Annotated in this window: 16 protein-coding genes and 1 pseudogene; 15 read left to right on the top strand and 2 right to left on the bottom strand. The window is 38.1% G+C overall.

The window, feature by feature from the left end:
* The first annotated feature begins 112 nt into the window (after positions 1–112).
* A complete protein-coding gene (locus tag ACVIJU_RS18480) occupies positions 113–1,519 on the top strand; it encodes a processed acidic surface protein (protein WP_066247040.1) in 1,407 nt (468 codons plus the stop codon).
* A 1-nt stretch (position 1,520) separates the two neighbouring features.
* Complete coding sequence (locus ACVIJU_RS18475; RefSeq protein WP_240326764.1) at positions 1,521–2,162, top strand: class D sortase; 642 nt, start codon at positions 1,521–1,523, stop codon at positions 2,160–2,162.
* 221 nt (positions 2,163–2,383) lie between these two features.
* Here ACVIJU_RS18475 and ACVIJU_RS18470 read toward each other — a convergent pair whose 3' ends face one another.
* On the bottom strand, positions 2,384–3,760 hold the full coding sequence (locus ACVIJU_RS18470; RefSeq protein ID WP_456687956.1) for an amino acid permease: 1,377 nt from the start codon (positions 3,758–3,760) through the stop codon (positions 2,384–2,386).
* 536 nt (positions 3,761–4,296) lie between these two features.
* On the opposite strand from ACVIJU_RS18470, the gene ACVIJU_RS18465 reads away from it, so the two are divergent.
* The 6 genes from ACVIJU_RS18465 (at position 4,297) to manA (ending at position 14,811) form a co-directional block, all read left to right on the top strand.
* Entirely contained in the window at positions 4,297–6,726 is a 2,430-nt protein-coding gene (locus tag ACVIJU_RS18465; RefSeq protein ID WP_456687881.1) for a PBP1A family penicillin-binding protein, read from the top strand.
* Between the two features lie 214 nt (positions 6,727–6,940).
* Positions 6,941–7,690 (top strand): MurR/RpiR family transcriptional regulator, encoded by a 750-nt coding sequence (locus tag ACVIJU_RS18460; RefSeq protein ID WP_456687880.1) that lies wholly within the window; start codon positions 6,941–6,943, stop codon positions 7,688–7,690.
* A 126-nt stretch (positions 7,691–7,816) separates the two neighbouring features.
* Positions 7,817–9,760, top strand: coding sequence for a PTS 2-O-a-mannosyl-D-glycerate transporter subunit IIABC (gene mngA / locus ACVIJU_RS18455; protein ID WP_456687879.1), 1,944 nt, complete (start codon positions 7,817–7,819; stop codon positions 9,758–9,760).
* A 62-nt stretch (positions 9,761–9,822) separates the two neighbouring features.
* Positions 9,823–12,438 (top strand): mannosylglycerate hydrolase, encoded by a 2,616-nt coding sequence (mngB, locus tag ACVIJU_RS18450; RefSeq protein ID WP_456687878.1) that lies wholly within the window; start codon positions 9,823–9,825, stop codon positions 12,436–12,438.
* A 45-nt stretch (positions 12,439–12,483) separates the two neighbouring features.
* Entirely contained in the window at positions 12,484–13,689 is a 1,206-nt protein-coding gene (locus ACVIJU_RS18445; RefSeq protein WP_456687877.1) for a glycerate kinase family protein, read from the top strand.
* 174 nt (positions 13,690–13,863) lie between these two features.
* The gene (gene manA / locus ACVIJU_RS18440) at positions 13,864–14,811 is read left to right on the top strand and encodes a mannose-6-phosphate isomerase, class I (protein ID WP_456687876.1); all 948 of its coding nucleotides are present in this window, start codon (positions 13,864–13,866) and stop codon (positions 14,809–14,811) included.
* 632 nt (positions 14,812–15,443) lie between these two features.
* Here the strand turns inward: manA and ACVIJU_RS18435 are convergent.
* On the bottom strand, positions 15,444–15,791 hold the full coding sequence (locus tag ACVIJU_RS18435) for a hypothetical protein (RefSeq protein ID WP_063386339.1): 348 nt from the start codon (positions 15,789–15,791) through the stop codon (positions 15,444–15,446).
* A gap of 333 nt (positions 15,792–16,124) precedes the next feature.
* Here ACVIJU_RS18435 and ACVIJU_RS18430 point away from each other — a divergent pair, with 333 nt between their 5' ends.
* From ACVIJU_RS18430 to pdhA, 7 genes and pseudogenes are all read left to right on the top strand, one after another.
* Positions 16,125–17,372, top strand: coding sequence for an NAD(P)H-dependent oxidoreductase (locus ACVIJU_RS18430; RefSeq protein ID WP_456687875.1), 1,248 nt, complete (start codon positions 16,125–16,127; stop codon positions 17,370–17,372).
* Positions 17,373–17,408: 36 nt separating this feature from the next.
* Positions 17,409–17,834 carry a transcriptional regulator GutM gene (locus ACVIJU_RS18425; RefSeq protein ID WP_456687874.1) on the top strand — a complete coding sequence of 142 codons (426 nt, stop codon included), beginning with the start codon at positions 17,409–17,411 and terminating at the stop codon, positions 17,832–17,834.
* Positions 17,835–17,859: 25 nt separating this feature from the next.
* A pseudogene (srlA, locus tag ACVIJU_RS18420) lies at positions 17,860–18,388 on the top strand (PTS glucitol/sorbitol transporter subunit IIC).
* Positions 18,389–18,439: 51 nt separating this feature from the next.
* Complete coding sequence (gene srlE / locus ACVIJU_RS18415) at positions 18,440–19,474, top strand: PTS glucitol/sorbitol transporter subunit IIB (RefSeq protein ID WP_063386336.1); 1,035 nt, start codon at positions 18,440–18,442, stop codon at positions 19,472–19,474.
* Positions 19,475–19,502: 28 nt separating this feature from the next.
* A complete protein-coding gene (locus ACVIJU_RS18410) occupies positions 19,503–19,862 on the top strand; it encodes a PTS glucitol/sorbitol transporter subunit IIA (RefSeq protein WP_063386335.1) in 360 nt (119 codons plus the stop codon).
* 68 nt (positions 19,863–19,930) lie between these two features.
* Complete coding sequence (locus tag ACVIJU_RS18405; protein ID WP_232515658.1) at positions 19,931–20,854, top strand: sugar-binding transcriptional regulator; 924 nt, start codon at positions 19,931–19,933, stop codon at positions 20,852–20,854.
* Positions 20,855–21,208: 354 nt separating this feature from the next.
* A complete protein-coding gene (pdhA, locus tag ACVIJU_RS18400; RefSeq protein ID WP_456687873.1) occupies positions 21,209–22,189 on the top strand; it encodes a pyruvate dehydrogenase (acetyl-transferring) E1 component subunit alpha in 981 nt (326 codons plus the stop codon).

Raw genomic sequence — 22,189 nt, 5'->3', positions numbered from 1 at the left:
TTTTGTGCATGTAAAAATTTTTGTAAAAATTGTAAAAATTTTGTTGATTGATTCGTTATTCCTATTTATAATTTTCTCAAGAGATATAAAAAAAGAGGAAAAGAGGATTATGATGAAAAAATGGGGATTCATATTACTAGCTTTTATTTTGTGGATAGGAGTGATGCCAAAGCCGTCATCAGCTGCACAACAAGCATCTTTTGAGAAAGAACTGAATCAATATTTAGAGGAAGTAAGTAAACAAAGAGGTTTCAAAGTTACAAGAGAACATATCGAATTTTCGTTAGCTCAATATGAAGAAAAGATCGAAAATTTTGATTCTGTTGAAGAACTTCGTGATTTTTTAGGAGAGGTCATTCAAAAAGATTTAAGCAATTTAACCGAAATATATGACGAATTTAATTTAAATGAAGCCAGTTTGCGCCAGCTGCTTCAAGAACACGGTGAAGATCTAGATGAGTATGTGTTTGTAGAAAATTTGTATGATGCCGTCATGCTTTACATAGAGCGTGATCCAAATTTTGATAAAAATTTGCAAGACTATTTGGCGAAAATTAGTAGTATTAGAGGATTTCCTGTGACGATTGACCATATTAATAGATCTTTGAGTTTATATGAGAGAAAACTGGAAGACTTTAAAACCGTTAAAAGTTTAGAAAGATTTTTAGGAGAAGTTATTAAAAAGGATTTAAGCAATTTATCCTATATTTATGATGAATATGATTTAAATGAAAAGGAGTTGCGCCAGCTGCTTCAAGAACACGGAAAAAAATTGGAGGATTACGTTTTTCTAGATGATTTGGAAGAGGATGTTATAACATTTTTAAGTGAAGAATGGGATGCTGGTGTAGAAGACGAGCTCCTTTACGATTTATTAACGGTTTTTGAGCAGGAATACGGATTGACAAAAGAAGAAATCGAGCGGTTAAAGAACCATTTGCGATCAATTGAAGAGCATCTTATGAAAGAAGAGACAATTATAGCTTTGTTGGACTTGGCGGATCGGATGATGGCTTTTGAAGGGTTTGATGAAGCGACAGAGCTTACAAAGAGCCAAATCGAGGAGTTAATTTCGATTTTTAAAGATTTTCAACGTATTTTTAAAATTAAAGTTACATTTTCCCTTGTAAAAGATGGGTCTGAAAAGGAGCTTTCGCTGTTTGATCTATTTAACTTGAAAGAATTGATCAATGCAAAATTGAAAATCAACATATACAGTGAAAGTGGAGAATTTTTGGCTGATCTCCTCATTACCGGAGAAATCGTTGATTCAGATACGTTACATCGAACTGGGCAAACGATTCGTCACGGCGCTCAAGAAGCCAAAAGTGTGAAACAAGAGAAAAACGTTTCGCAAAAAATAGAAAAAAAGCTAAAAGCTGTAAAGGACAATGAGCATAAAACAGTAAAAGGTGCAAAATTGCCGAAAACAGATTCCGGCTATGGCATGAATGCTATTGTAGGATTGTTCATTGTTTTAGCGGGATTTTTAATTTTTAGGCAAGCAAGGAAGGTTTAATATGCTGGAAACTACAAAAAGAAGCAGCCGAAACAAGCGGTTGTTTCTTCTTTTCTTTGCATCAATGATTATATTAGCCGGCCTATGGTTTTCAGCCGCAAACAGCTATAAACTTTTCAAAGGAATGCTACTGCCTGAGACCCATTCTGAAACGAAACAGAAGGCGGAAGCTGCACAGCCGGCCCCAGAAAAAAATATGAAGGCAGAAAAGGTTTTATATCCGACACGACCTAAAATTGGGGAGCAAATAGGAGAGCTGTTTATTCCAAAACTAAATGCAGTACTTCCGATATACCATGGAACGAACGAAGAAGAGCTTGAAAAAGGGGTCGGTCATTTTGCAGGAAGCGTATTGCCAGGAGAGGCAGACAATTCGGTTCTTTCCGGTCATCGCGACACCGTGTTTCGTAGGCTGGGGGAAGTAGGAAAAGGAGACGAGTTAATCGTCACAACTTCAGCTGGAGAATTTACTTATAAAATCTATAAGGTTCGGATCGTTGATAAAGACGACCGGACCGTGATCGTTCCGAAACCGAGGGCTACGTTAACTGTCAGTACATGTTATCCGTTTCATTTTATCGGCTCCGCGCCGGAACGATACGTGCTCGTAGCATATCTTGTTTCCGAGAAGTTGAAAAAATAATCTGTTATCTTGACCTATCATAATGTTTCCTATTCCTGTCTTCCGGTGGGAAAACTATCATAAAAACGGCTTTAGCCCTGTGTTCTAAAGGGCTAAAGCTGTTTATAATCGACTGTCTGACAGGGGAAGGTTTCCCCCCTAAAATTTGTTATCATGTGCATCTTTCAAGACACTGCATTTTTTTTGACAGAGTTACGAATGAGTCTTTTAATGTCCTTATTTTACGGACTTTCTACCATATCCTTGTTATTTTTATCACTTTGTTCTTTTCTGTTTTTATTCATAAAAGAAAATATGGTGAGCAGTGCTAAGATGACAAGGCAAACAGTAGAACCGATCATATTTTTCTTATTAAAGATAAAAGAGAAAAAGATGACCAATAATGAAACGGTGGCTACTATCGTTGTGTATGGGAACCATTTTACTTGGAAATATGGTTTCTCCTTATACTGAGAACGAAGCTTTAGCTGAGCCAGACAAATGCTTGTCCATAATAAAATAATCGTAAAACCAGGTATCGTCATTAAATAGCTGATGACTCGGTCTGGAGTCATATAAGCTAAAAATACCCCAAATAAAATACAGATAGCCGTAACGGTAATACAGTTGATCGGTATTCCTTGTTTGGAAATCTTTAAAAATCTTTTTGGCGCTTCACCGCTTTGAGCCATGGAATATAATGTTCTGGAAGTTGCGTAAATCCCTGAGTTCGCCGCTGATAAAACAGCAGTAATAAGGACAAAATTCATAATATGAGCGGCTCCAGGAAGCCCTGTGATGCTCAATACTTGGACAAATGGACTGTTTTCCCCTGTCACTTGATTCCACGGCATTAAACCACAAATAATAAGAATAGGAAGCATATAAAAGAGAATAACTCTCCACATCGTTCCTTTAATGACTTTTGGCAAAACCTTTTCTGCATCTTTTGTTTCTGTGACCGCAACACCGATTAACTCAGCCCCGCCGTATGAAAACATGACGACTAAAAAGGCGCTTAACATTCCTCCAATTCCATAAGGAAAGAACCCGCCGTGTGCCGTATAGTTAGAAAAAGGATCATCAATATTGCTCGGAATAATTCCAAACAAAATGCCAAAGCCTAATAAAATGAAAGCGATTAATGCGAAAATTTTAATTCCTGCAAACCAAAACTCAATTTCACCATAGTACTTTACTTGAAACAAATTCATTCCAATGATTAAAACCATACAAAGGAGACTTAAAAGCCATAACGGTACGGTTGGAAACCAATATTTCAGAAAGCTTCCTGCTGCTAAAATTTCAACAACGGTGACAACAATCCAATTGATCCAATAAAGCCATCCTACAATAAAGGATATATGGAAGCCAAAAGCTTTATAAACAAGATGCTGAACGTTTAAGTTCGGATAAACAATCGCCATCTCAGCCAGTGCCGTCATGACAATAAATAATAAAAGGCCTCCTAATAAGTAAGCTATTACAACACTTGGGCCGGCAATATTTAATGTATCTGAGCTCCCTTTAAAAATTCCTGTTCCAATCATGCCTGCTAGCGCAATAAACTGAACATGTCGAGGTAATAACCCTTTTTTTAATGTTTGATCTTTTTCCATGGTGTTCATGCCTTTCTGTCCATTATGAAAAATATACTAGAATAACTGGCAGCATACTTTTTTACTTAATCGCTTTTCAGGTTTTACGCTTTTCTGCGTTTAAGTAAAAAAATAAATATGTTTCTAGTATATAATATTCTTTCGATTCATCAAAGAATAATGAAAAAACTCATTGCTATAAAACTGTTACAATTTATGGTAAATAGCAATACTCTTGAACCTCGAAGATATTTACGGAGCAAAGATAAGGTCGATTCTTCCTCTATTTAGTAGGAACTTATTACGATCTGTTCGATAAAACACTTCCTAAATGAAGAGGAATGTTATGAAGGTTCGCAAATCTTTTTCAAAACAGGGGTACTATTCTAAAAAGTGTTTTATTTTAAGAGTAGTTCAAATAAATGTTATAATTTTTTTTGTAAAAAAAATTGTCTGTTGCCGACAAATTCCACCACAAAAATCTTCTCGTCATCCGTATAATCTTAATCGTGTATTATTTATAGATTACCTTCTATACAGGTTAGGAGGAGACGGAAATGGGAGATCAATATCAGACGCGTATGGAGAAACGTCAAAAAAAGAAATCAGCTTCTAAAAAATCTCCGCTCATAAAAATCATGACAGCCTTTATTCTTGCGATTATCGTAATGATGACTGCGGGCGGTATCGTGGTATTGTCTTACATTATAAGCGCCCCTGCACTAGACCCGAAATTACTGAAAGATCCGTTATCCTCAACCGTTTATGATATGTATAATGAAAAAGTGCGAGATATTTCAGGAAGCGAACATCGGAAAATCATCAAAATCGAAAATATACCGAAAAATGTACAAAATGCGTTTATCGCAACAGAAGATGTGCGGTTTTTTGAGCATAATGGAATCGATTTTAAACGAATCGCAGGTGCAACCGTTGCGAATGTAAAAGAAGGATTCGGCGCTGAAGGCGGAAGTACGATTACCCAGCAGGTAGTCAAAAATTCATTCTTAACGCCTGAAAAAACGCTCAAGCGAAAAATACAAGAAGCTTACTTGGCTGTTCAGTTGGAACGACGCTACTCAAAAGAAGAAATTCTTGAAATGTATTTAAATAAAGTGTATTTCGGTCAAGGAGCATACGGGGTTGCGACAGCGGCAGAAACATATTTTAACAAATCCGTGAAAAAGCTGACGATTAGTGAAGCGGCGCTGTTGGCGGGGCTGCCGCAAAGACCGAGCGAATACGATCCATTTAAAAATCCGGATTTAGCTGAAAAAAGAAGAAATATAGTATTGTCGTTAATGAGGAAGTATGGCTTTATTACCGAAAAAGAAGAGCAAGATGCGAAAGCGATCCCGGTTGAGAAATTATTAAAGAAGAAAAAAGAAGGGCCGAAATATCAAGCGTTTATCGATCAAGTCATCAAAGATATTGTTGATGCCGGAATATCGGAAAAGGATATCTATACGGGCGGTTTAAAAATTTATACAACCCTTGATCCGGATGCTCAAAAATTTACAGAAAAAGTGCTGACAACTGATCAATACATTTATTATCCAGACGATCAGTTCCGGGCAGGAGTCGTGCTACTTGATACACAGACTGGCGCCGTCAGGGCAATTGGCGGAAACCGCAACTCAGATCAAGAAGTACAAAGAGGTTTTAACTACGCAACCCAAACGAAAAGACAGCCAGGTTCGACGATTAAGCCGATCTTGGATTACGGCCCGGGAATCGAACATTTCAAATGGTCTACATATAAACAGTTCATTGACGAGCCGCTCACCATCCATGGCAAAGAAATCAAAAACTGGGACGGTCAATATCGCGGCAGTATATCGATGCGAAAAGCGTTACAATGGTCTTACAATATACCGGCTGTAAAAGCATTTTTGGAGGTAGGGGAAGACCGGGCAAAAGAATTTGCGGAAAAACTCGGAATCCCGCTCGATCAGATCTATCCTTCATATGCGATCGGAGGCTTTAATAAAGGTGTGTCCCCGCTTCAATTGGCTGGGGCGTATGCCGCTTTTGGAAATGAGGGCGTTTATCATAAGCCTTTTACGGTAAGGAAAGTCGTCTATCCAAACGGTAAAGAAATCGATCTTTCTTCCAAACCGGTGAAGGCGATGAGCGACTATACCGCCTACATGATGACCGATATGTTGAAAACCGTCGTGAAAGAAGGAACAGGGCGACTGGCGAACATCCCAGGACTTCCACTAGCAGGAAAAACAGGAACAACCAACTTGCCGGAAAATATACGAGGAGATGGAACATCTGATGCCTGGTTTGTCGGCTACACGACTCGTTATGCGGCTGCGGTTTGGACGGGATACGACCAGACGACTCAGGAAACGTATGTGACAAACGAGAAGGCGAAGATTTCAAGACTTATTTTTAAAGAAATCATGTCTCACGTTTCTGAAAAAATAGAAACACCTGATTTTGAAAAACCGGACAGTGTCGTCGAAAGAGTGGTTGGCGGCCGAACTGAATTATTTGTAAGGGGAACTCCAATCCCAGCAATTCCAAAACCAAAAGAAAAGGATAAAAAAGAGGATCAAAAACAGGATCAAGTAAAAGATAATGAACAGGAGCAAAAACAAGAAGAGGAAAATCAGGAGCCAAAAGAAGAGAACAATCAAAATGACATGGATAAAGAGCAGCAAGAAAATTCTGAGGACAACAAAGAGCAGCCTGAAGATAATAAAGAAATAGAGCAGCCAAATCAGCCTCCTGCCAATGAACAGCCGCAGCCACAACCGCCAGCTAACAACGGCAGCGACCAAGGAAACGGCCAAAAACCATCAGGAGGAAATAACGGAACTGACGGATCAAATAATAACGGAAACGGCGGCTCGAATAGCAACGGGAATGGCAGCGGATCAAGCAGTAATAATGGTCCAGGAAAAGGAACTGGCACAACCAATCCGAACGGAAAATCACAATCTGAAAAGCAATCAACGGATAACGGCAGTCCATAAACAAAAGGGCTGAAAAAACATACTAACAATAGTAGTGCAGACCACGGCCATGGTTTGTGCTACTATTTTTTTTGTAGAGATGAGAAAGTTTGTGTTCATTTAGGAAAAAACATATAGCTTGCAGCAATTGTATACGCTTTTATCGACTTCAAATTTGATATAATTAGAGCAATCGGATCTGTGTCAGCAAAGATTTGTAGAGGTGATTTTCAGAATGTTCTTAGAAGAGCGTGCTCAAAAATTTGAATATAAGTTGAATGATACAGATGATCAAATCATCGAATATATTGTGAATAATAAAAAGCTTGTTGTTACGATGTCTATTCAATCACTTGCTGCGTCTTTATATACAGTTCCAAATACCATTACAAGACTCTGCAAAAAACTAGGATATGATGGGTATTCACATCTTAAAAACAGTCTTAAGGAAGAATTGCATACAGAGCTAAAAGAACAGGATATGGTAGAAAACAGCTTATATACAACTGTACAAAAAACGTTTGATTTAATGGATATGGATAAGATTAAACTTGTAACAAGGTTGTTACGTGAAGCAAAAAATATTTTATTTTTTGGTGTAGGAGATTCAGTGATTTTTTGTGAAATGATGGTCAAAAACTTGAAGGTTGCCGGAAAACAATCCGATTATTCTATTCATCCTCACGAAATCAGGCATGGGATCAACCGGCTTAAAAGTGGAGATATTCTTTTCCTTATTAGTTTATCAGGAGAAACTCCTCAAGTGTTGGAAATGGCAGAGCTAGGCAAGATGAAATCAATTTGTGTCATATCGCTTACTCATTTTTATCGTAATTCTCTTCAGAAATTAGCAGATGTCAATCTATATTGTCATGCTCCTAAGAAATTGCTGAACGGCTACAATGTCACTGATAAAACATCTCCAATGATTGTTTTGCGTACTTTGTCAGAATACTTCTGGAAAGAAACGTGCGGATGTGTATAAATACACATGAAAGCGCTCTATTAAAGAATAACTGTGTAAAAATAAGAAGAAATCTCTTCTTCTTTTTTTTTTATGCTACGATAAGGCTAAAGTTACAGCAATTGATAAGTAAAGGAGATTGATTTTATGCAATTAGTATCTGCGACATCACCTGATTTAATTAGTACGAATCAATCCTTTGCTTCGAAAGATGAAGTTATCAATTTTTTAATTAAAAAATTATATGAAGCAGGGAAGCTGTATTCGGAAAAAGATTTTTACCAGGCTGTCATGGAAAGAGAGAGTTTATCCCCGACAGGCTTTGAAGGCGGACTGGCGATTCCGCATGGTAAGTCGGCAGCAGTAAAAGAAGCAGCATTTGCCGTTGCAACTCTTAAAAAACCGATCATTAACTGGGAAAGCATTGATCCAAATAATGAAGTGACTTTGGTTGTATTGCTTGCTATTCCTGAAAATGAAAGCGGTTCAACACACCTGTCGTTATTATCAGAACTTGTGAAAAGGTTATCAAATGAAGAGTACAAAAACCGTTTATTGAAATCGAAAACCAATTATGAGTTATTTTATCATTTAGATCATCAATTTCAAGAAGAAAATGCTGAAGCAGCCAATAAAATGAATAAAACAATTTTAGCAGTTACCGCTTGTCCGGCTGGCATTGCCCATACTTATATGGCGGCAGAGGCGTTAGTAAATGCAGGTAAAGAGCTTGGAGTTGATATTTTCGTTGAAAAGCAAGGAGCGAACGGCATTGAAGACCGCCATACTACACAGTTATTAAGAAAAGCCGATGCTGTTATTTTTGCGACTGATGTGGCGGTAAAAAATGAAGAAAGATACAGTCATCTTCCCAAAGTGAAAACCTCTGTGGCCGCACCGCTGAAAAATGCAAAAGCGATTATCACGCAAGCATTAGAGAAATCTGAAAATGTCGAGAAAAAGGAATATGCTGGTTCGGTTAACTCTTCACATGGGACAGAAGAAAACGAGAAAAAAAGCTTTAAAACTGAAATAAAGGATTCCATCTTAACAGGAATTTCTTACATCATTCCGGTTATTGTCGCTGGAGGTATGACTCTGGCAGCTGCTGTATTGATCTCCCAGGCTTTTGGTCTTCAGGAAGTTTATGATACAGAAGGGTCATGGCTTTGGCTGTTAAGACAGTTGGGCGGAACATTATTAGGGACTTTAATGGTTCCAATTCTTGCGGCATATATGGCCTACTCGATTGCGGATAAGCCGGCATTGGGGCCGGGGTTTGCGGCAGGCGTAGCTGCAAATTTAATTGGCAGCGGTTTTCTGGGCGGTATGCTCGGAGGTATTTTAGCCGGTTATTTCCTTAAATATTTAAAAGAAACTGTTAAACCTAGAGGAACATTTGCCGGGTTTATCAGCTTCTGGCTGTATCCGGTAGTTGGAACACTTGTTGTCGGTTCAATTATGCTGTTTGTTGTTGGAAAACCACTGGCATTTTTAAATCAGGGCTTAATCAGCTGGTTAGAGGGTATGTCGGGTACAAACGCCATTCTTTTAGGAGCTATTCTAGGGGCAATGGTATCTTTCGATCTCGGCGGCCCAGTCAATAAAGCTGCCTATACATTCTGTATTGGAGCTATGGCCAGCGGCAACTTTGTTCCATATGCTGCCTTTGCATCTGTGAAAATGGTTTCTGGTTTTTCAATAACAGCTGCGACGATTGTTGCTAAAAAATATTTTGATAAAGAAGAAAAAGAAGTCGGAAAGCAAACATGGCTATTAGTGCTTGCAGGTATTACAGAAGGAGCGATTCCGTTTGCAATGAAAGACCCGCTTCGCGTGATTCCATCCCTTATGGTTGGATCAGCTATTACTGGTGCGATTGTTTCCTTTTATCAAATTGGACTCAATGTACCTGGTGCTGGAATCTTCTCGCTTGCGCTGCTGCAAGGGAAACCGTTGTTGATAGGAGCAGGTATATGGTTAGGAGCTGCACTTCTTGGTGCGTTTGTATCGATGTGTTTATTAATAGTCACGCGTAAAAACAAATTAAAAAAAGAAAAGCATAATCAACATTCACCGCAAGCTGCATAAGCCGCTTAAGGCGTGGAAGCAACGAGTTCTACTACAAAATATTTAATTGATCGGAGGACACCATGAAAAAAGTTCATATCGTTCCACATATGCATTGGGACAGAGAATGGTACTTTTCAACAGAAGAATCGAGAATCTTACTAGTTAATAATATGGAAGAAATTTTAGATATGCTAGAAAATCATCCAGAGTACCCCTACTATGTTCTGGATGGGCAAACAGCTGTTTTGGAAGACTATTTTGCAGTTAAACCGGAGAATAAAGAGAGAATCAAAAAGCTTGTGCAAGAAGGGAAACTGATTATAGGCCCTTGGTATACACAAACAGATGAAATGGTTGTTGGCGGAGAATCCATTGTACGGAATTTATTATATGGAATTAAGGATTGTGAAGAATTTGGGGATTATATGAAAATTGGTTATCTTCCAGATTCATTTGGACAATCTTCGCAAATCCCGCAAATCTTAAGAGGATTTGATATTAAATATTCTATTTTCTGGCGCGGTGCTTCTGAACGGCATGGAACAGACAAGACAGAGTTTTATTGGGAATCTGATGAAGGTTCTAAAGTACTTGTCCAGTTATTTCCTTTAGGGTATGCGATCGGTAAATATTTACCTGAGGATGAACAGAAGCTTCAAGAACGGATCAATAAATATTTTGCCGTGTTGGATAAGGGAGCAACGACGGAGCATATTATTCTTCCGAACGGACATGATCAAATGCCGATTCAAAAAAACATTTTTACTATTATCGAAAAACTTAGAAGGTTATATCCAGATCGTGAGTTTTTCTTAAGTAAATATGAGAATGTTTTTGCAGAATTAGAAAAAAACAGTGATTTGCCGACTTTAAAAGGTGAATTTTTAGACGGGAAGTATATGCGTGTTCACCGAAGTATTTATTCTACTCGCATGGATATTAAGTCAGCTAATACAAGAATTGAAAATAAATTAACAAACATTTTAGAACCGCTCGCATCTCTTGCCTACAGCTTAGGCTTTGAATACCATCATGGGTTAATTGAACTCATATGGAAGGAAATCATGAAAAATCACGCTCATGACAGTATTGGCTGTTGCTGCTCTGATAAGGTTCATCAAGAAATTTGCAGCCGTTTCTTCATTGCGGAAGAAAAAATCGATCAATTGATCCAGTTTTATAAACGAAAAATTGTTGATTCAATGGATACTGACTGGAATTTCGATCGACTAACTGCATTCAATTTACTTCCTTATGACCGCGATGAAGTGATTACAGCAAGCGTAATTACAAAATATAAGTCTTTTAAGTTAATTAATGAAGATGCAAAAGAAATCAAGTTTGAAGTTTTAAATAGTGAAATAATGGATCCTGGTTTAATTGATCGTCAAATTGTCCATTACGGAAACTACGAACCATTTATAAAATATACTGTCCAATTAAGAGATCGAATACCTTCGTTAGGTTATAAAACTTATTTTGTCGTAGAAGATAATAAGGAATTAAGTAATTCATTTCGCGCTCAAGATCGTATTTGTACGGACTTTTACGAAATAAGTGTGAATCCAAACGGTACGATAAATATTTACGATAAGCATTTAAATAAAACGTTCCATAATGTACTTTTACTTGAAAACGGAGGAGACGATGGTGATGAATACGATTATTCACCATTGCCGAATGAAGAGCTGATCTATAGCGATCATGTTGATGCAGCAATTAATATAACTCAAAACCAATTTGCAGGTAAAATTGACATTCAATATAGATTGGCTGTTCCTGAAAATTTAGAGAAGAGAAAAGAAAAAAATGCAGATAGTTTTGTAGATATCCATATTGAGTTAACTATTCCTAATCATAAACCAATAATTGAAGTAAAGTTTGAAATTGATAACCATGCGAGAGATCATCGATTGAGGGTTCTTATTCCAACGGGTATCGCATCTCTATTTTCAATTTGTGACAATCAATTTGGATTTATTAAACGTGCTGTATATGATCAGGCAATGGATGTTTGGGAAAAGGAAAATTGGGACGAGCGTCCAGACCCGATTTATCCGATGCTGAGCTTTGTTGGATTATCAAATGAAGAATATGGAATGAGCGTTTTAACAAACAGTACAAGAGAATATGAAATTGTTGGCAAAAACTACGACACGATTGCGATTACTTTATTTAGAAGTGTTGGCTTACTTGGTAAAGAAGAATTGCTTAGAAGACCAGGCAGGCCTTCAGGAATCAAGCTGCCTACCCCTGATTCTCAAATGATCGGAAAGCTTACTTTAGATTTTGCTATTACGACCCATCAGGGATCTGCTTTAGAAGTAAATGTCGGACGTATGGCTAAGGAATACTTAACACCGATTCATGTGTATAACAAAATTCCGTATGACGCCATGAAACTAAATAAAGCGGATATTAAAACACCTGTAAAATTCAGTTTGCTAAAAGAATCGTCTCCAGAAGTTGTGTTAAGTACTTTGAAAAAAGCTGAAAAAGATGACCAGCTTGTTTTGCGATTCTATAATCCGACAGACAAACCAAAAACGGCTTCATTTGAAATAAATGGTATTTTGAAAGAAGCTTATAAAGCGAATTTAAATGAAAAACCGCTGGAATTATTAGAAGTAGCAGACAGCCGCAAGATTGAAACAAAAATAAAGCCGAATCAAGTAATAACGGTGCTTTTTAAATGACAATGGAATACTCGAAATCTATTGAACGATAAAAAGAGTTTCCGTATGAGTTTATCTGATAAGAAAAAGGATCAGAAGATTGGAGTGTCGCGTATCAAAATCGTCATAGCAGTTGATTCTTTTAAAGGTTCAGTAAGTTCACTTCAGGCAGGAGAAGCAATCAAAAATGGCATTCTTCGAGTTTGCCCGGATAGAGAGGTCGTGGTCTCCCCAATGGCAGACGGAGGGGAGGGATCAGCAGAAGCCATTCTTTATACACTAGGCGGAAAAAAAGTACATGTAAATGTGAAAGGTCCTTTAATGGATTCTGTATCAGCTGAATATGTTATTTTCCCTTACAATGGGACAGATCATGTGTTTATCGAAAGCGCCTCAAGCTGCGGATTGACACTGATTCCAGAAGAGAGACGGACCCCAATGAAGACGAATACATTCGGTTTAGGAGAGCAGATCAAAGATGCAATTAAACGTGGATATCGTCATTTTATCCTTTCATTGGGAGGAAGTGCGACCAATGATGGCGGAATCGGAATGCTACAGGCGCTGGGTTGGCAGTTTTTCGACGAAAATGGCAACTTAATCGGAAAAGAGGCCAACCCTCTTTTAAACACTGCAGCTATGTCAACACAAAAAGTATTATCGGAAATTGCAGAATGTAAATTTACCATTGCGAATGATGTATTAAATCCTTTTTATGGACCGTCTGGTGCTGCACATATATTTGCGAGGCAAAAGGGAGCAAGTGATGCTGAGATTGTTGAACTGGACAAAGGTTTAGAGAGGTTTGCCAATATTTTATATAAAGAAACGGGGATTGATGTTCAAGAAATCCCAGGTGCAGGAGCAGCAGGCGGACTTGGCGGTGCCATGGCAGCATGTCTGAACGCAAAAATGGCGTCAGGTGCTGAAATCATCATGGAGTTAACAGGATTAAAGGACAAAATTCGATGGGCAGATCTTGTGATAACTGGTGAAGGCAGTATAGACCAACAATCATTATTAGGAAAGGTTCCTGTTACAGTCGCGAAATATGCTAAGCATCATCGGAAAGCTGTTATTGGTCTGGCTGGCCGTATCGACACAGAGTTAGAAAGGATAAATGAACATCTCGATGCTGTTTTTTCCATTCAAACACAGTGCCGGACACTTGATGAAGCCATGCTTGAAGAGATCACAACGAAGCAGCTGGAAGTAACAGCTGAACAAGTGATGAGACTTTTGGTAAACTCGAGAAAAATTTATTGTAACTAACTGATAATTCGTTCTTTCCCAGATGAAGGCGAATATCAGAAGAGGTCTTAATTGCTGCAAAGCGTCAGGAAGAATAAATAATTCAGGGTTGTGGCAGCCGCGTTGATGCCAGCTCTTAATTTGCTGCAAAGCGTCAGGAAAAAGAAACATAAAGTTTAGTAAAGGGGGCCTCTTATGAACCAACCGTTATTTCTACAGCCTGTCTTTCAAGAACGCATTTGGGGCGGGACTGCTTTAAAAGATTTGTTTGGCTATGATATTCCATCTAAACATACTGGTGAATGCTGGGCGATTTCCGGCCATCCTAACGGCCAGAGTGTTGTGAAAAACGGTCCATTTCGAGGAAAAAACGTTGGGGAGCTATGGGAACAACACCGTGAACTATTCGGAAATCATCCTTCCCCTGTTTTTCCGCTTCTCACCAAAATTCTCGATGCAAATGCCGATTTATCGGTGCAAGTCCATCCTGATGATGAATACGCAAATCAATATGAAAACGGGGAACTCGGCAAAACGGAATGCTGGTATATCCTTGATTGTAAAAAAAATGCAGAGATTGTTTTCGGTCATCATGCGAAAACGAAAGAAGAGCTCGTTTCGCTCATTGAAAACGGAGAGTGGAACCGTCTATTAAAGCGCATCCCTGTAAAGCCCGGCGACTTTTTTTATGTGCCGAGCGGAACAATTCATGCGTTATGCGAAGGGACGATTGTTTTAGAAACACAGCAAAGCTCTGATACAACGTATCGACTATACGATTATGATCGAAAAGATCAAAACGGAAATACAAGAGAATTGCATGTAGACAAAGCGATTGACGTCATAGCTGTTCCCCATAAAAGCTCTTCTTTTGAGCCAGTAATTGAAAAGAGGGAAGGGGGTACGATCACAACCTTTGTTAAAGGAAAATATTTTACGGTTTATAAATGGGAAATTAAAGAGAAAACGGACTTTACACACGATAAACAATTTTTATTGATTAGTATTATACAAGGGGATGGAAAGCTGACAGTAGGCGAAGAAACATATAAAATCAAAAAAGGCGATCATTTGATTATGCCGAGTGGAACGGGAGATTTTACGATCGAAGGAATGCTGGAAGCAATTGTGTCACATCCATAGAATTTATGGTCATATAGAAGTGAGAGGAAGCAGCTCAAACAAAGGGTGTCCAAATATCTGGGGCCCCCTTTTATTTAAGGCTCTATGTCATTTATTGGTGTTTAACGGGTCATATTTCTTTCTTTAATAGATCTGTATATCATAACACTAATCATCATGACTATTCCAAAAATTATAAATACTATAGACGGAATATATAGTGTAAGATTAAAATGAAGAGTTTTCTCAATACCTAGACTAAATCTCGCTGCTTCAGCCACTAATCGATGCATAAATAACATAAAACTTCCAGTTACAAAAAAACTAGTCTCACATAAAAAATATGCTTCATTAATAATCATTCCTTATAAAGTAAGGTAACATAATCAATCACACGAATGATGAAGGCACAACAAACATTAAAAATTACTTTCTTATTTCGGCCTATTTTTAATTGGGGTGCACTTGATGCGAAGTGCCCCTGTTTTTTGTATGTATAAAAGTTGGATCAGTGAGCAATAACACTTTATTTCTGAGATGATGGAAGCTGCGAATGCTATATGACACTTGTTTCATCACTTTCATTTTATGTTCACCCGTCAGAATCGCAGCTTTCATTTTGATATTATTAACAAAATCTCCAGAAGCTTCAGCTATTTCTTCCGTTTTTGCTTCTCTTTAAATGTTTTGAAAACATCTCGTGTCTGCTTCATATATTTATAAATGCTGTAAGGCTTTTTTATGATCCGGATCGGAAGGGAAAGCAAAAATTTACTGAGGTCATTCCGGTATTCCTCTGTAATCTCAGCCGGTTTATGAACAATTTTTTCATACACCTCATGATAAAATTCGTTTAATAAATCAATTTTTATTTCAACTGTGTGATGGCAGTTTGCACATTCTATCCTTGAAATTTTATCGTTAATGTAAGTAATGATGTGATCTTGTTCCTCATTGCAATGAATACAAAATAACGTTGCTTCCATTTCTTTAATTTCCACGTTCTTCACCTCTTTTTATGAAGGATGAATTCTCCAAAATCCTTCTCTACACTAAGTATATTATTCAAAGCTGCATTCATTTCCTTCTATAAAAATGTTTCTAAACGCCAACAATTGATAAAACATCTTCAACGATTTAAATCATTATAACCAAATTTTAATATGTATTTCAAAGTATAAAAAGTTTGAAAAATACTTTCAAGAATTTATTGACTTTTTAAACATCTGGAATATAATAAGGATTACAAACGATTAACAAATGTTATAAGTCGTAACAAATGTTACAGAGTACATGCACATACGACAAAAAATTGCCTAGAAGGAGCTGGAAACATGTCTATTTATCAAGAATTGCTTTCACGGGAACGTGACGGCCAGCCAATTAAAGTAGGTGTTGTTGGTGCAGGGCAAATGGGATTCGGTCTGATTTCCCAAATCTCACGCATACCTGGCATGGAAGTCAGAGGGATTTGTGATGTCAATATTGAAGCGGCAGAAAGAGCCAGCAGCTATTATCAATCGAAATTAACGAAAAAACATCCTGTTCTTGTCAGCAGTGATTACCGAAAAGTGATTCAATCTGATGAAGTAGAAGTCATTGTAGATGCTACAGGGGTTCCTGAAGTTGGTGCAAACATTTCACTGGAAGCATTAAGATCTAGAAAACATTTAGTGCTGCTTAACGTTGAAGTAGATATTACAATCGGATCAATTATGCACAATTTGTTTACATCAGCCGGATTAGTTTATACAGGATCTGCGGGAGATGAACCGGCAGCAACGCTTGAACTGTATGAGTTTGCGAAGACAATGGGTCTTGAAGTGCTTGTTGCTGGGAAAGGGAAAAACAACCCGTTCATACCAAACGCCAATCCGGATACATGCAAGGAAGAAGCTGCTCAAAAACATATGAGCGCCCATATGCTTGCAGCGTTCCAAGACGGCACAAAAACAATGGCTGAAATGAATTTATTAAGCAACGCTACAGGTCTCATTCCAGATAAAGTTGGTATGCACGGCGTGGAAGCAAATTTGGAAACGGTTGCCGACAAGTTGAATTTACAAGAAAACGGCGGTGTTTTAAGTCAATTCGGAGTAGTTGAATATGTAAACGGATTAGCACCGGGTGTGTTTGTCATTGTGAAAAGCGAATTAGAACCTGTAGATGCAGAATTAAGATATTTGAAAGTTGGCAAAGGCCCTCATTACGTTCTTTACCGGCCTTATCATCTAGCAAGTTTAGAAACTCCTATTACGATTGCAAAAGCAGTATTGCAACACGATACATCGATTCATCCATTAGGGGCGCCAGTTTCAGAAACAGTCGCTGTTGCCAAGCGCGATATTCAAGCAGGAGAAGCCATTGATGGCATCGGCGGCTACTCAGTAAGAGGCGTGCTTGAAACTCATCAAGAGATGAAGAAAAATTCACACATCCCAATCGGTTTAATCAGTGGAAACATTGTTGCAAAACGTTCCATTAAACAAGGTCAATTTTTAACATTAGATAATGTTGAGCTAGATCCAGCCACAACCGTTTGGAAATTAAGATCTCTTCAAGATCATCTATTTTCTAACTAAACAAGTATTTATGCGGCACAAAGGGGGTGATTCTTTTTGAAGCTTGCTGTCATTTTAACCATGATTTTGCTAGTTCAATATGTGGCGACAATTATACAAGTCAGACATTATAAAAAATATGTCGACAAAATTGTAAGCCATTACAAGGGTAAAGAAGGGTATTTTTTGTACTCAGGCATGAATCGGCGAAAATTTAGTTCCGGCGCTATGGCAATGATTGTAGTGAACAAAGATTATGTTATAGAAGATTGCTATATTCTAAAAGGTATTTCAGTTTTCTCAAAGTTTAAAAAATATGAAAAATACATTGGCCATCATGTAGCCAAAATTTTGGATGATCACCATGAATTCACAGAAAATGCTGCAGGAAGGAAGAGGCAAATCCCTTCATTTTTGGCGGCTTTATCAATGGCGGCCGAAAATGCTATCGTTTCCATTTCAAAGAAAAAGCTTTCAATATAAAATGCACTGAAAGGAGAAGTGAAAGATGGAATGGTTGAAATGGATTGGTGAACATTTTATCGGAATGTTCCAGGCTGGCGGAGAAACGTTTATGGGTATGTTTACAGGCATTATCCCGACTTTGGTTGTTTTGCTTACATTTACTTATGCAGTTATTAAATTTATTGGTGAAGAGCGGGTTAATAGAGCGATACAATTTGCTTCGAAGTATATGCTGTTACGATATACTGTCATGCCGATATTATCAGTATTGCTGTTAACAAACCCGATGTGTTATACGTTTGGACGCTTTTTGCCAGAAAAACAAAAGCCGGCGTTTTATGATTCAGCTGTATCGGTTTGTTCATCCGGTGACGGCGTTGTTCCCGTATGCAAACGCAGGAGAATTATTTGTCTATTTAGGAATTGCCAACGGAATAAAAGAAGCGGGCTATTCTATGTCAGAGCTTGCTGTTCGTTATTTTCTCGTAGGGATCGTAGTTATTTTATTGCGGGGAATTATTACGGAATATATAACAAAATTTTTGGCACGCAGAATGGAAGCGAAATCTTAAATTTTGGACAAAGATGAAAGCGAGTTCAAATTTTAAAGAGGAGGAGAACATATGTCAAAACGAGCTGTTTTTGTTGCAAAAGGTTCTGGCGGCTGGGGAAAAGGCTTGCGCATTGAACCGAAAGGAAAGAAACAAAAAGTTGTATCCATTACAGGCGGCGGCATCCATCCTGTAGCAGCGAGAATAGCAGAATTAACAGGCACTGAAGCTGTAGATGGTTTTAAAAATTCAGTTCCGGAAGATGAAATGATGTGTGTCGTGATTGACTGCGGCGGAACAGCCAGAATTGGTTTGTATCCAATGAAAAGAATCCCGACCGTAGATATTCTTCCTTCTTCACCTTCTGGTCCATTGGCGAAACACATTACAGAAGATATTTTTGTATCGGGTGTTACTGTGAAGGATATTTATCTTGCGGACGAAGCAGAAGAACAAAACATTCAGACGGATGCTTCGGAAACGGAGCAGCAAGAAGACAGTCCAAAATTCAATGTGAATGATAAGGAAGCATTTAAAGCTCAATACGAACAAGTAAAAAAGGAACACCGTGAAAACAATGAAAATATATTAATGAAGTTTTCAAGAGGAATAGGAAAAGTAACTGGTACTTTTTATCAGGCGGGACGCGATTCTGTTGATATGCTGATTAAAAATATTATTCCATTTATGGCTTTTGTTAGTATGTTAATAGGTATAATTAATTATACGGGAATCGGTGATTTGATCGCTAATACTCTTTCTCCTCTTGCCAGTTCTTTATGGGGATTGATCGTCATCGTTATCGTATGTACAATCCCGATTCTGTCACCGGTGTTAGGTCCTGGAGCTGTTATTGCGCAAGTCATTGGGGTATTAATTGGAAGCCAAATTGCAGCGGGCAACATTCCACCTCAATTTGCTTTGCCGGCTCTATTTGCCATTAATGGCCAAGTGGGTGCGGATTTTGTCCCTGTCGGTTTGTCTCTTGGAGAAGCGAAGCCAGAAACGATTCAATACGGTGTGCCAGCTGTATTGTACAGCCGTTTAATCACAGGAGTTCTTGCAGTTTTAATCGCATATGCCGCAAGCATCGGCATGTATCAATAATGAATAGGATTTCAAGGAGGATCATAAGATGTCGAAAACGATTATTCGTGAAATCGGTACTCTAGTCCCATCATTTGAAGAAGAAAAAGTTTTAATTCTCTTTGGACCTAATGCTCCTCAAGAGCTTAGAGAAGTATCTGTTATTCATGAATTTGAAGGCGATGTGTCGGATGAGCCGCTTGTTGAGGGCGGAAAAATTATATGGGGCGATCAAGAATATTTCATCACAGCAGTCGGCTCGGCAGCAAACAAAAATTTAAAGGAATTAGGCCATATTTCGATCTATTTTTCCAAACCAAATGAACATGTGCTTCCAGGAGCTGTTTTTGTCGAGCCTTTTACATTCCCACATATAGAAGTTGGAAAAGAAATTCGCTTTGAAAAATAACAATTTTCTTTCTGTTACCATTATAATTTAATACGAACCTAGATTTTATAGAAAGAAGTGGGGAATTATTGGAAGATAGAAGGCTGCTTGTGAAAATTTCTCATATGTATTATGCGGAAGGAGCTACTCAATCAGAAATTGCAAAAGTGTTCGGTGTAAGCCGGTCGCTGATCTCAAAATATTTATCAAAAGCAAGAGAATTGGGAATTGTTGAAATTAAAATTCATGACGGCTCCCATCATCCTCTCATGAATATAGAAGCAAGAATTGAAAAAAAATATGGACTTCGGGAAGTCATTTGCGTTCCGAATCTAGGAAACGGACCGGATTTGGAAAATATCGGGGAATATGCGAGCAAATATTTATTAAGGATATTGAAAGACGGACAAATTGTCGGGGTTTCTTCTGGCACGACATTGCTTTCTGTTGCGAAGCAGATGCCAGCTAACCTTAATTATTCCTCCACGACCTTTGTTCCGATTGTAGGAGGAATGGGGGATGAACGGGTAGATATACATGCCAATGTTCTTGTTTCGATGTTTGCTGAAAAATTGAAGGCAAATTATAAGCTTCTCCATGCCCCTGTGATGGCTGACAGCAAAAAAGATAAGGAATTGTTTATGACCCAAACATCTATACAAAGCATTTTTAACCTTGCCGAAAAAGCGGATATCATCCTTGTAGGAATCGGCGGTTCACCTAAACACTCAACCATTACGAGATCAGAGCTGGGAAAAAAATATAGACAATATTTTAATGAACTCGATGCTGTTGGTGATATTTGCTATAAGTTTATCGATGAAAACGGAAGCGCCCCTTCAAATATTTGGAATGATAAAATCATTTCTTTTAATATTGAAAAATTAAAAGAAATTCCGTTTGTGATTGGAGTGGCAGCAGGACTGGAAAAAGTCGATGCGATCAAAGCCGTTTTAAAAGGGAAGTTAATAAATGTGTTAATTACAGATGAAAAAACAGCGGAAATGCTTTGACCTAAAAAAATTAATCATATGTGTAAGATGGTGTTTGATAAGTCCCAAAATAAATCAAGTAAAAAACAATAAACCGTTTTTCTCTGCTTGATTTCGTATGTTTTCTATTTTGTCTAAAAGAGCTGAGCTGCCATAACTACAAATTGGCAGCCATTTTTTTGCATAAAACATGGTTGCAGCCCCTCGATTATCTTTAGTTTACCAAACAAAAGAAAGAAGCTTGAGTACTTCCACTATTTTGAAAGACTCCAATAAATAAGCTTATATAGATATTCCTTGACTATTTTCGGAAAAAACTCTATATTTATTACAAAAGTAACTATAAAGAACAAATGTAAAGGAGAGGTGGAAGAAATGAGTAATCATGCACTTCCAGCATTTATAACGGATGAAAGATTAGTTGAATTGTATAAACAAATGTGGCTGATTCGATATTTTGATGAAAAAGTCGACCAATTTTTTGCAAAAGGGATGATTCATGGAACGACTCACCTTTGTGTAGGACAAGAAGCAACAGCAGCAGGATCAATTGCCGTTTTGCAAGAGAAAGATAAAATTACCAGCACGCACAGGGGTCACGGCCATTGCATTGCTAAAGGTGCAACAGTCGATAGAATGATGGCCGAACTGTTTGGCAAAGTGACCGGATACTGTAAAGGGAAAGGCGGTTCCATGCACATTGCAGATGTAGAGAAAGGAAACCTAGGGGCAAACGGAATTGTTGGCGGAGGCATTCCTTTGGCAGTCGGTGCGGCATTAACTTCAAAGATGAAAAATGAGGGGTATGTTGTATTGTGCTTCTTCGGAGATGGTGCAGCAAATGAAGGAAGCTTCCATGAATCATTAAACCTTGCTTCCATTTGGGATCTTCCAGTTGTGTTCATTTGCGAGAACAATCAATACGGAATGAGCGGGTCTGTAAAAGAAATGTTCAATATTGAAAATATAGCAGATCGTGCACAGGCTTACGGTATTCCAGGCAAAGTAATCGATGGAAACGACATGCTTGAAGTGATGAATACAGTTTATGAAGCTGTTGAACATGCCAGATCAGGGAAGGGCCCTGTGCTGATTGAAGCAAAAACATATCGATGGAAAGGTCACTCAAAAAGCGATGCAAAAAAATACCGCACTCGTGAAGAAGAGCAAGAGTGGAGAAAAAAAGATCCGATCAAACGGTTTAAAGAGTACTTGATGGACAAAGGAGTATTAACAGAAGAAAAGGCTGAACAGCTGAGAGAAGAAGCTTTCCAGGAAATTGAAGACGCTGTTAAATTTGCGGAAAACAGTCCAGAACCGTCTGTTGATACATTGCTTGAAGACGTTTATGCGTAA

The organism is Aeribacillus sp. SP014 (genome assembly GCF_054055575.1).
The sequence above is the reverse complement of the archived record's forward strand: the minus strand, read 5'-3'. Positions and strand labels throughout refer to the sequence as shown.

What these genes read in the sequence shown, in the direction of transcription:
- ACVIJU_RS18480 (WP_066247040.1), top strand. Translation starts at nt 113, where the DNA reads ATGAAAAAATGGGGATTCATATTACTAGCTTTTATTTTGTGGATAGGA.
- ACVIJU_RS18475 (WP_240326764.1), top strand. Translation starts at nt 1,521, where the DNA reads ATGCTGGAAACTACAAAAAGAAGCAGCCGAAACAAGCGGTTGTTTCTT.
- ACVIJU_RS18470 (WP_456687956.1), bottom strand. Translation starts at nt 3,760, where the DNA reads ATGGAAAAAGATCAAACATTAAAAAAAGGGTTATTACCTCGACATGTT.
- ACVIJU_RS18465 (WP_456687881.1), top strand. Translation starts at nt 4,297, where the DNA reads ATGGGAGATCAATATCAGACGCGTATGGAGAAACGTCAAAAAAAGAAA.
- ACVIJU_RS18460 (WP_456687880.1), top strand. Translation starts at nt 6,941, where the DNA reads ATGTTCTTAGAAGAGCGTGCTCAAAAATTTGAATATAAGTTGAATGAT.
- mngA (WP_456687879.1), top strand. Translation starts at nt 7,817, where the DNA reads ATGCAATTAGTATCTGCGACATCACCTGATTTAATTAGTACGAATCAA.
- mngB (WP_456687878.1), top strand. Translation starts at nt 9,823, where the DNA reads ATGAAAAAAGTTCATATCGTTCCACATATGCATTGGGACAGAGAATGG.
- ACVIJU_RS18445 (WP_456687877.1), top strand. Translation starts at nt 12,484, where the DNA reads ATGAGTTTATCTGATAAGAAAAAGGATCAGAAGATTGGAGTGTCGCGT.
- manA (WP_456687876.1), top strand. Translation starts at nt 13,864, where the DNA reads ATGAACCAACCGTTATTTCTACAGCCTGTCTTTCAAGAACGCATTTGG.
- ACVIJU_RS18430 (WP_456687875.1), top strand. Translation starts at nt 16,125, where the DNA reads ATGTCTATTTATCAAGAATTGCTTTCACGGGAACGTGACGGCCAGCCA.
- srlE (WP_063386336.1), top strand. Translation starts at nt 18,440, where the DNA reads ATGTCAAAACGAGCTGTTTTTGTTGCAAAAGGTTCTGGCGGCTGGGGA.
- ACVIJU_RS18410 (WP_063386335.1), top strand. Translation starts at nt 19,503, where the DNA reads ATGTCGAAAACGATTATTCGTGAAATCGGTACTCTAGTCCCATCATTT.
- pdhA (WP_456687873.1), top strand. Translation starts at nt 21,209, where the DNA reads ATGAGTAATCATGCACTTCCAGCATTTATAACGGATGAAAGATTAGTT.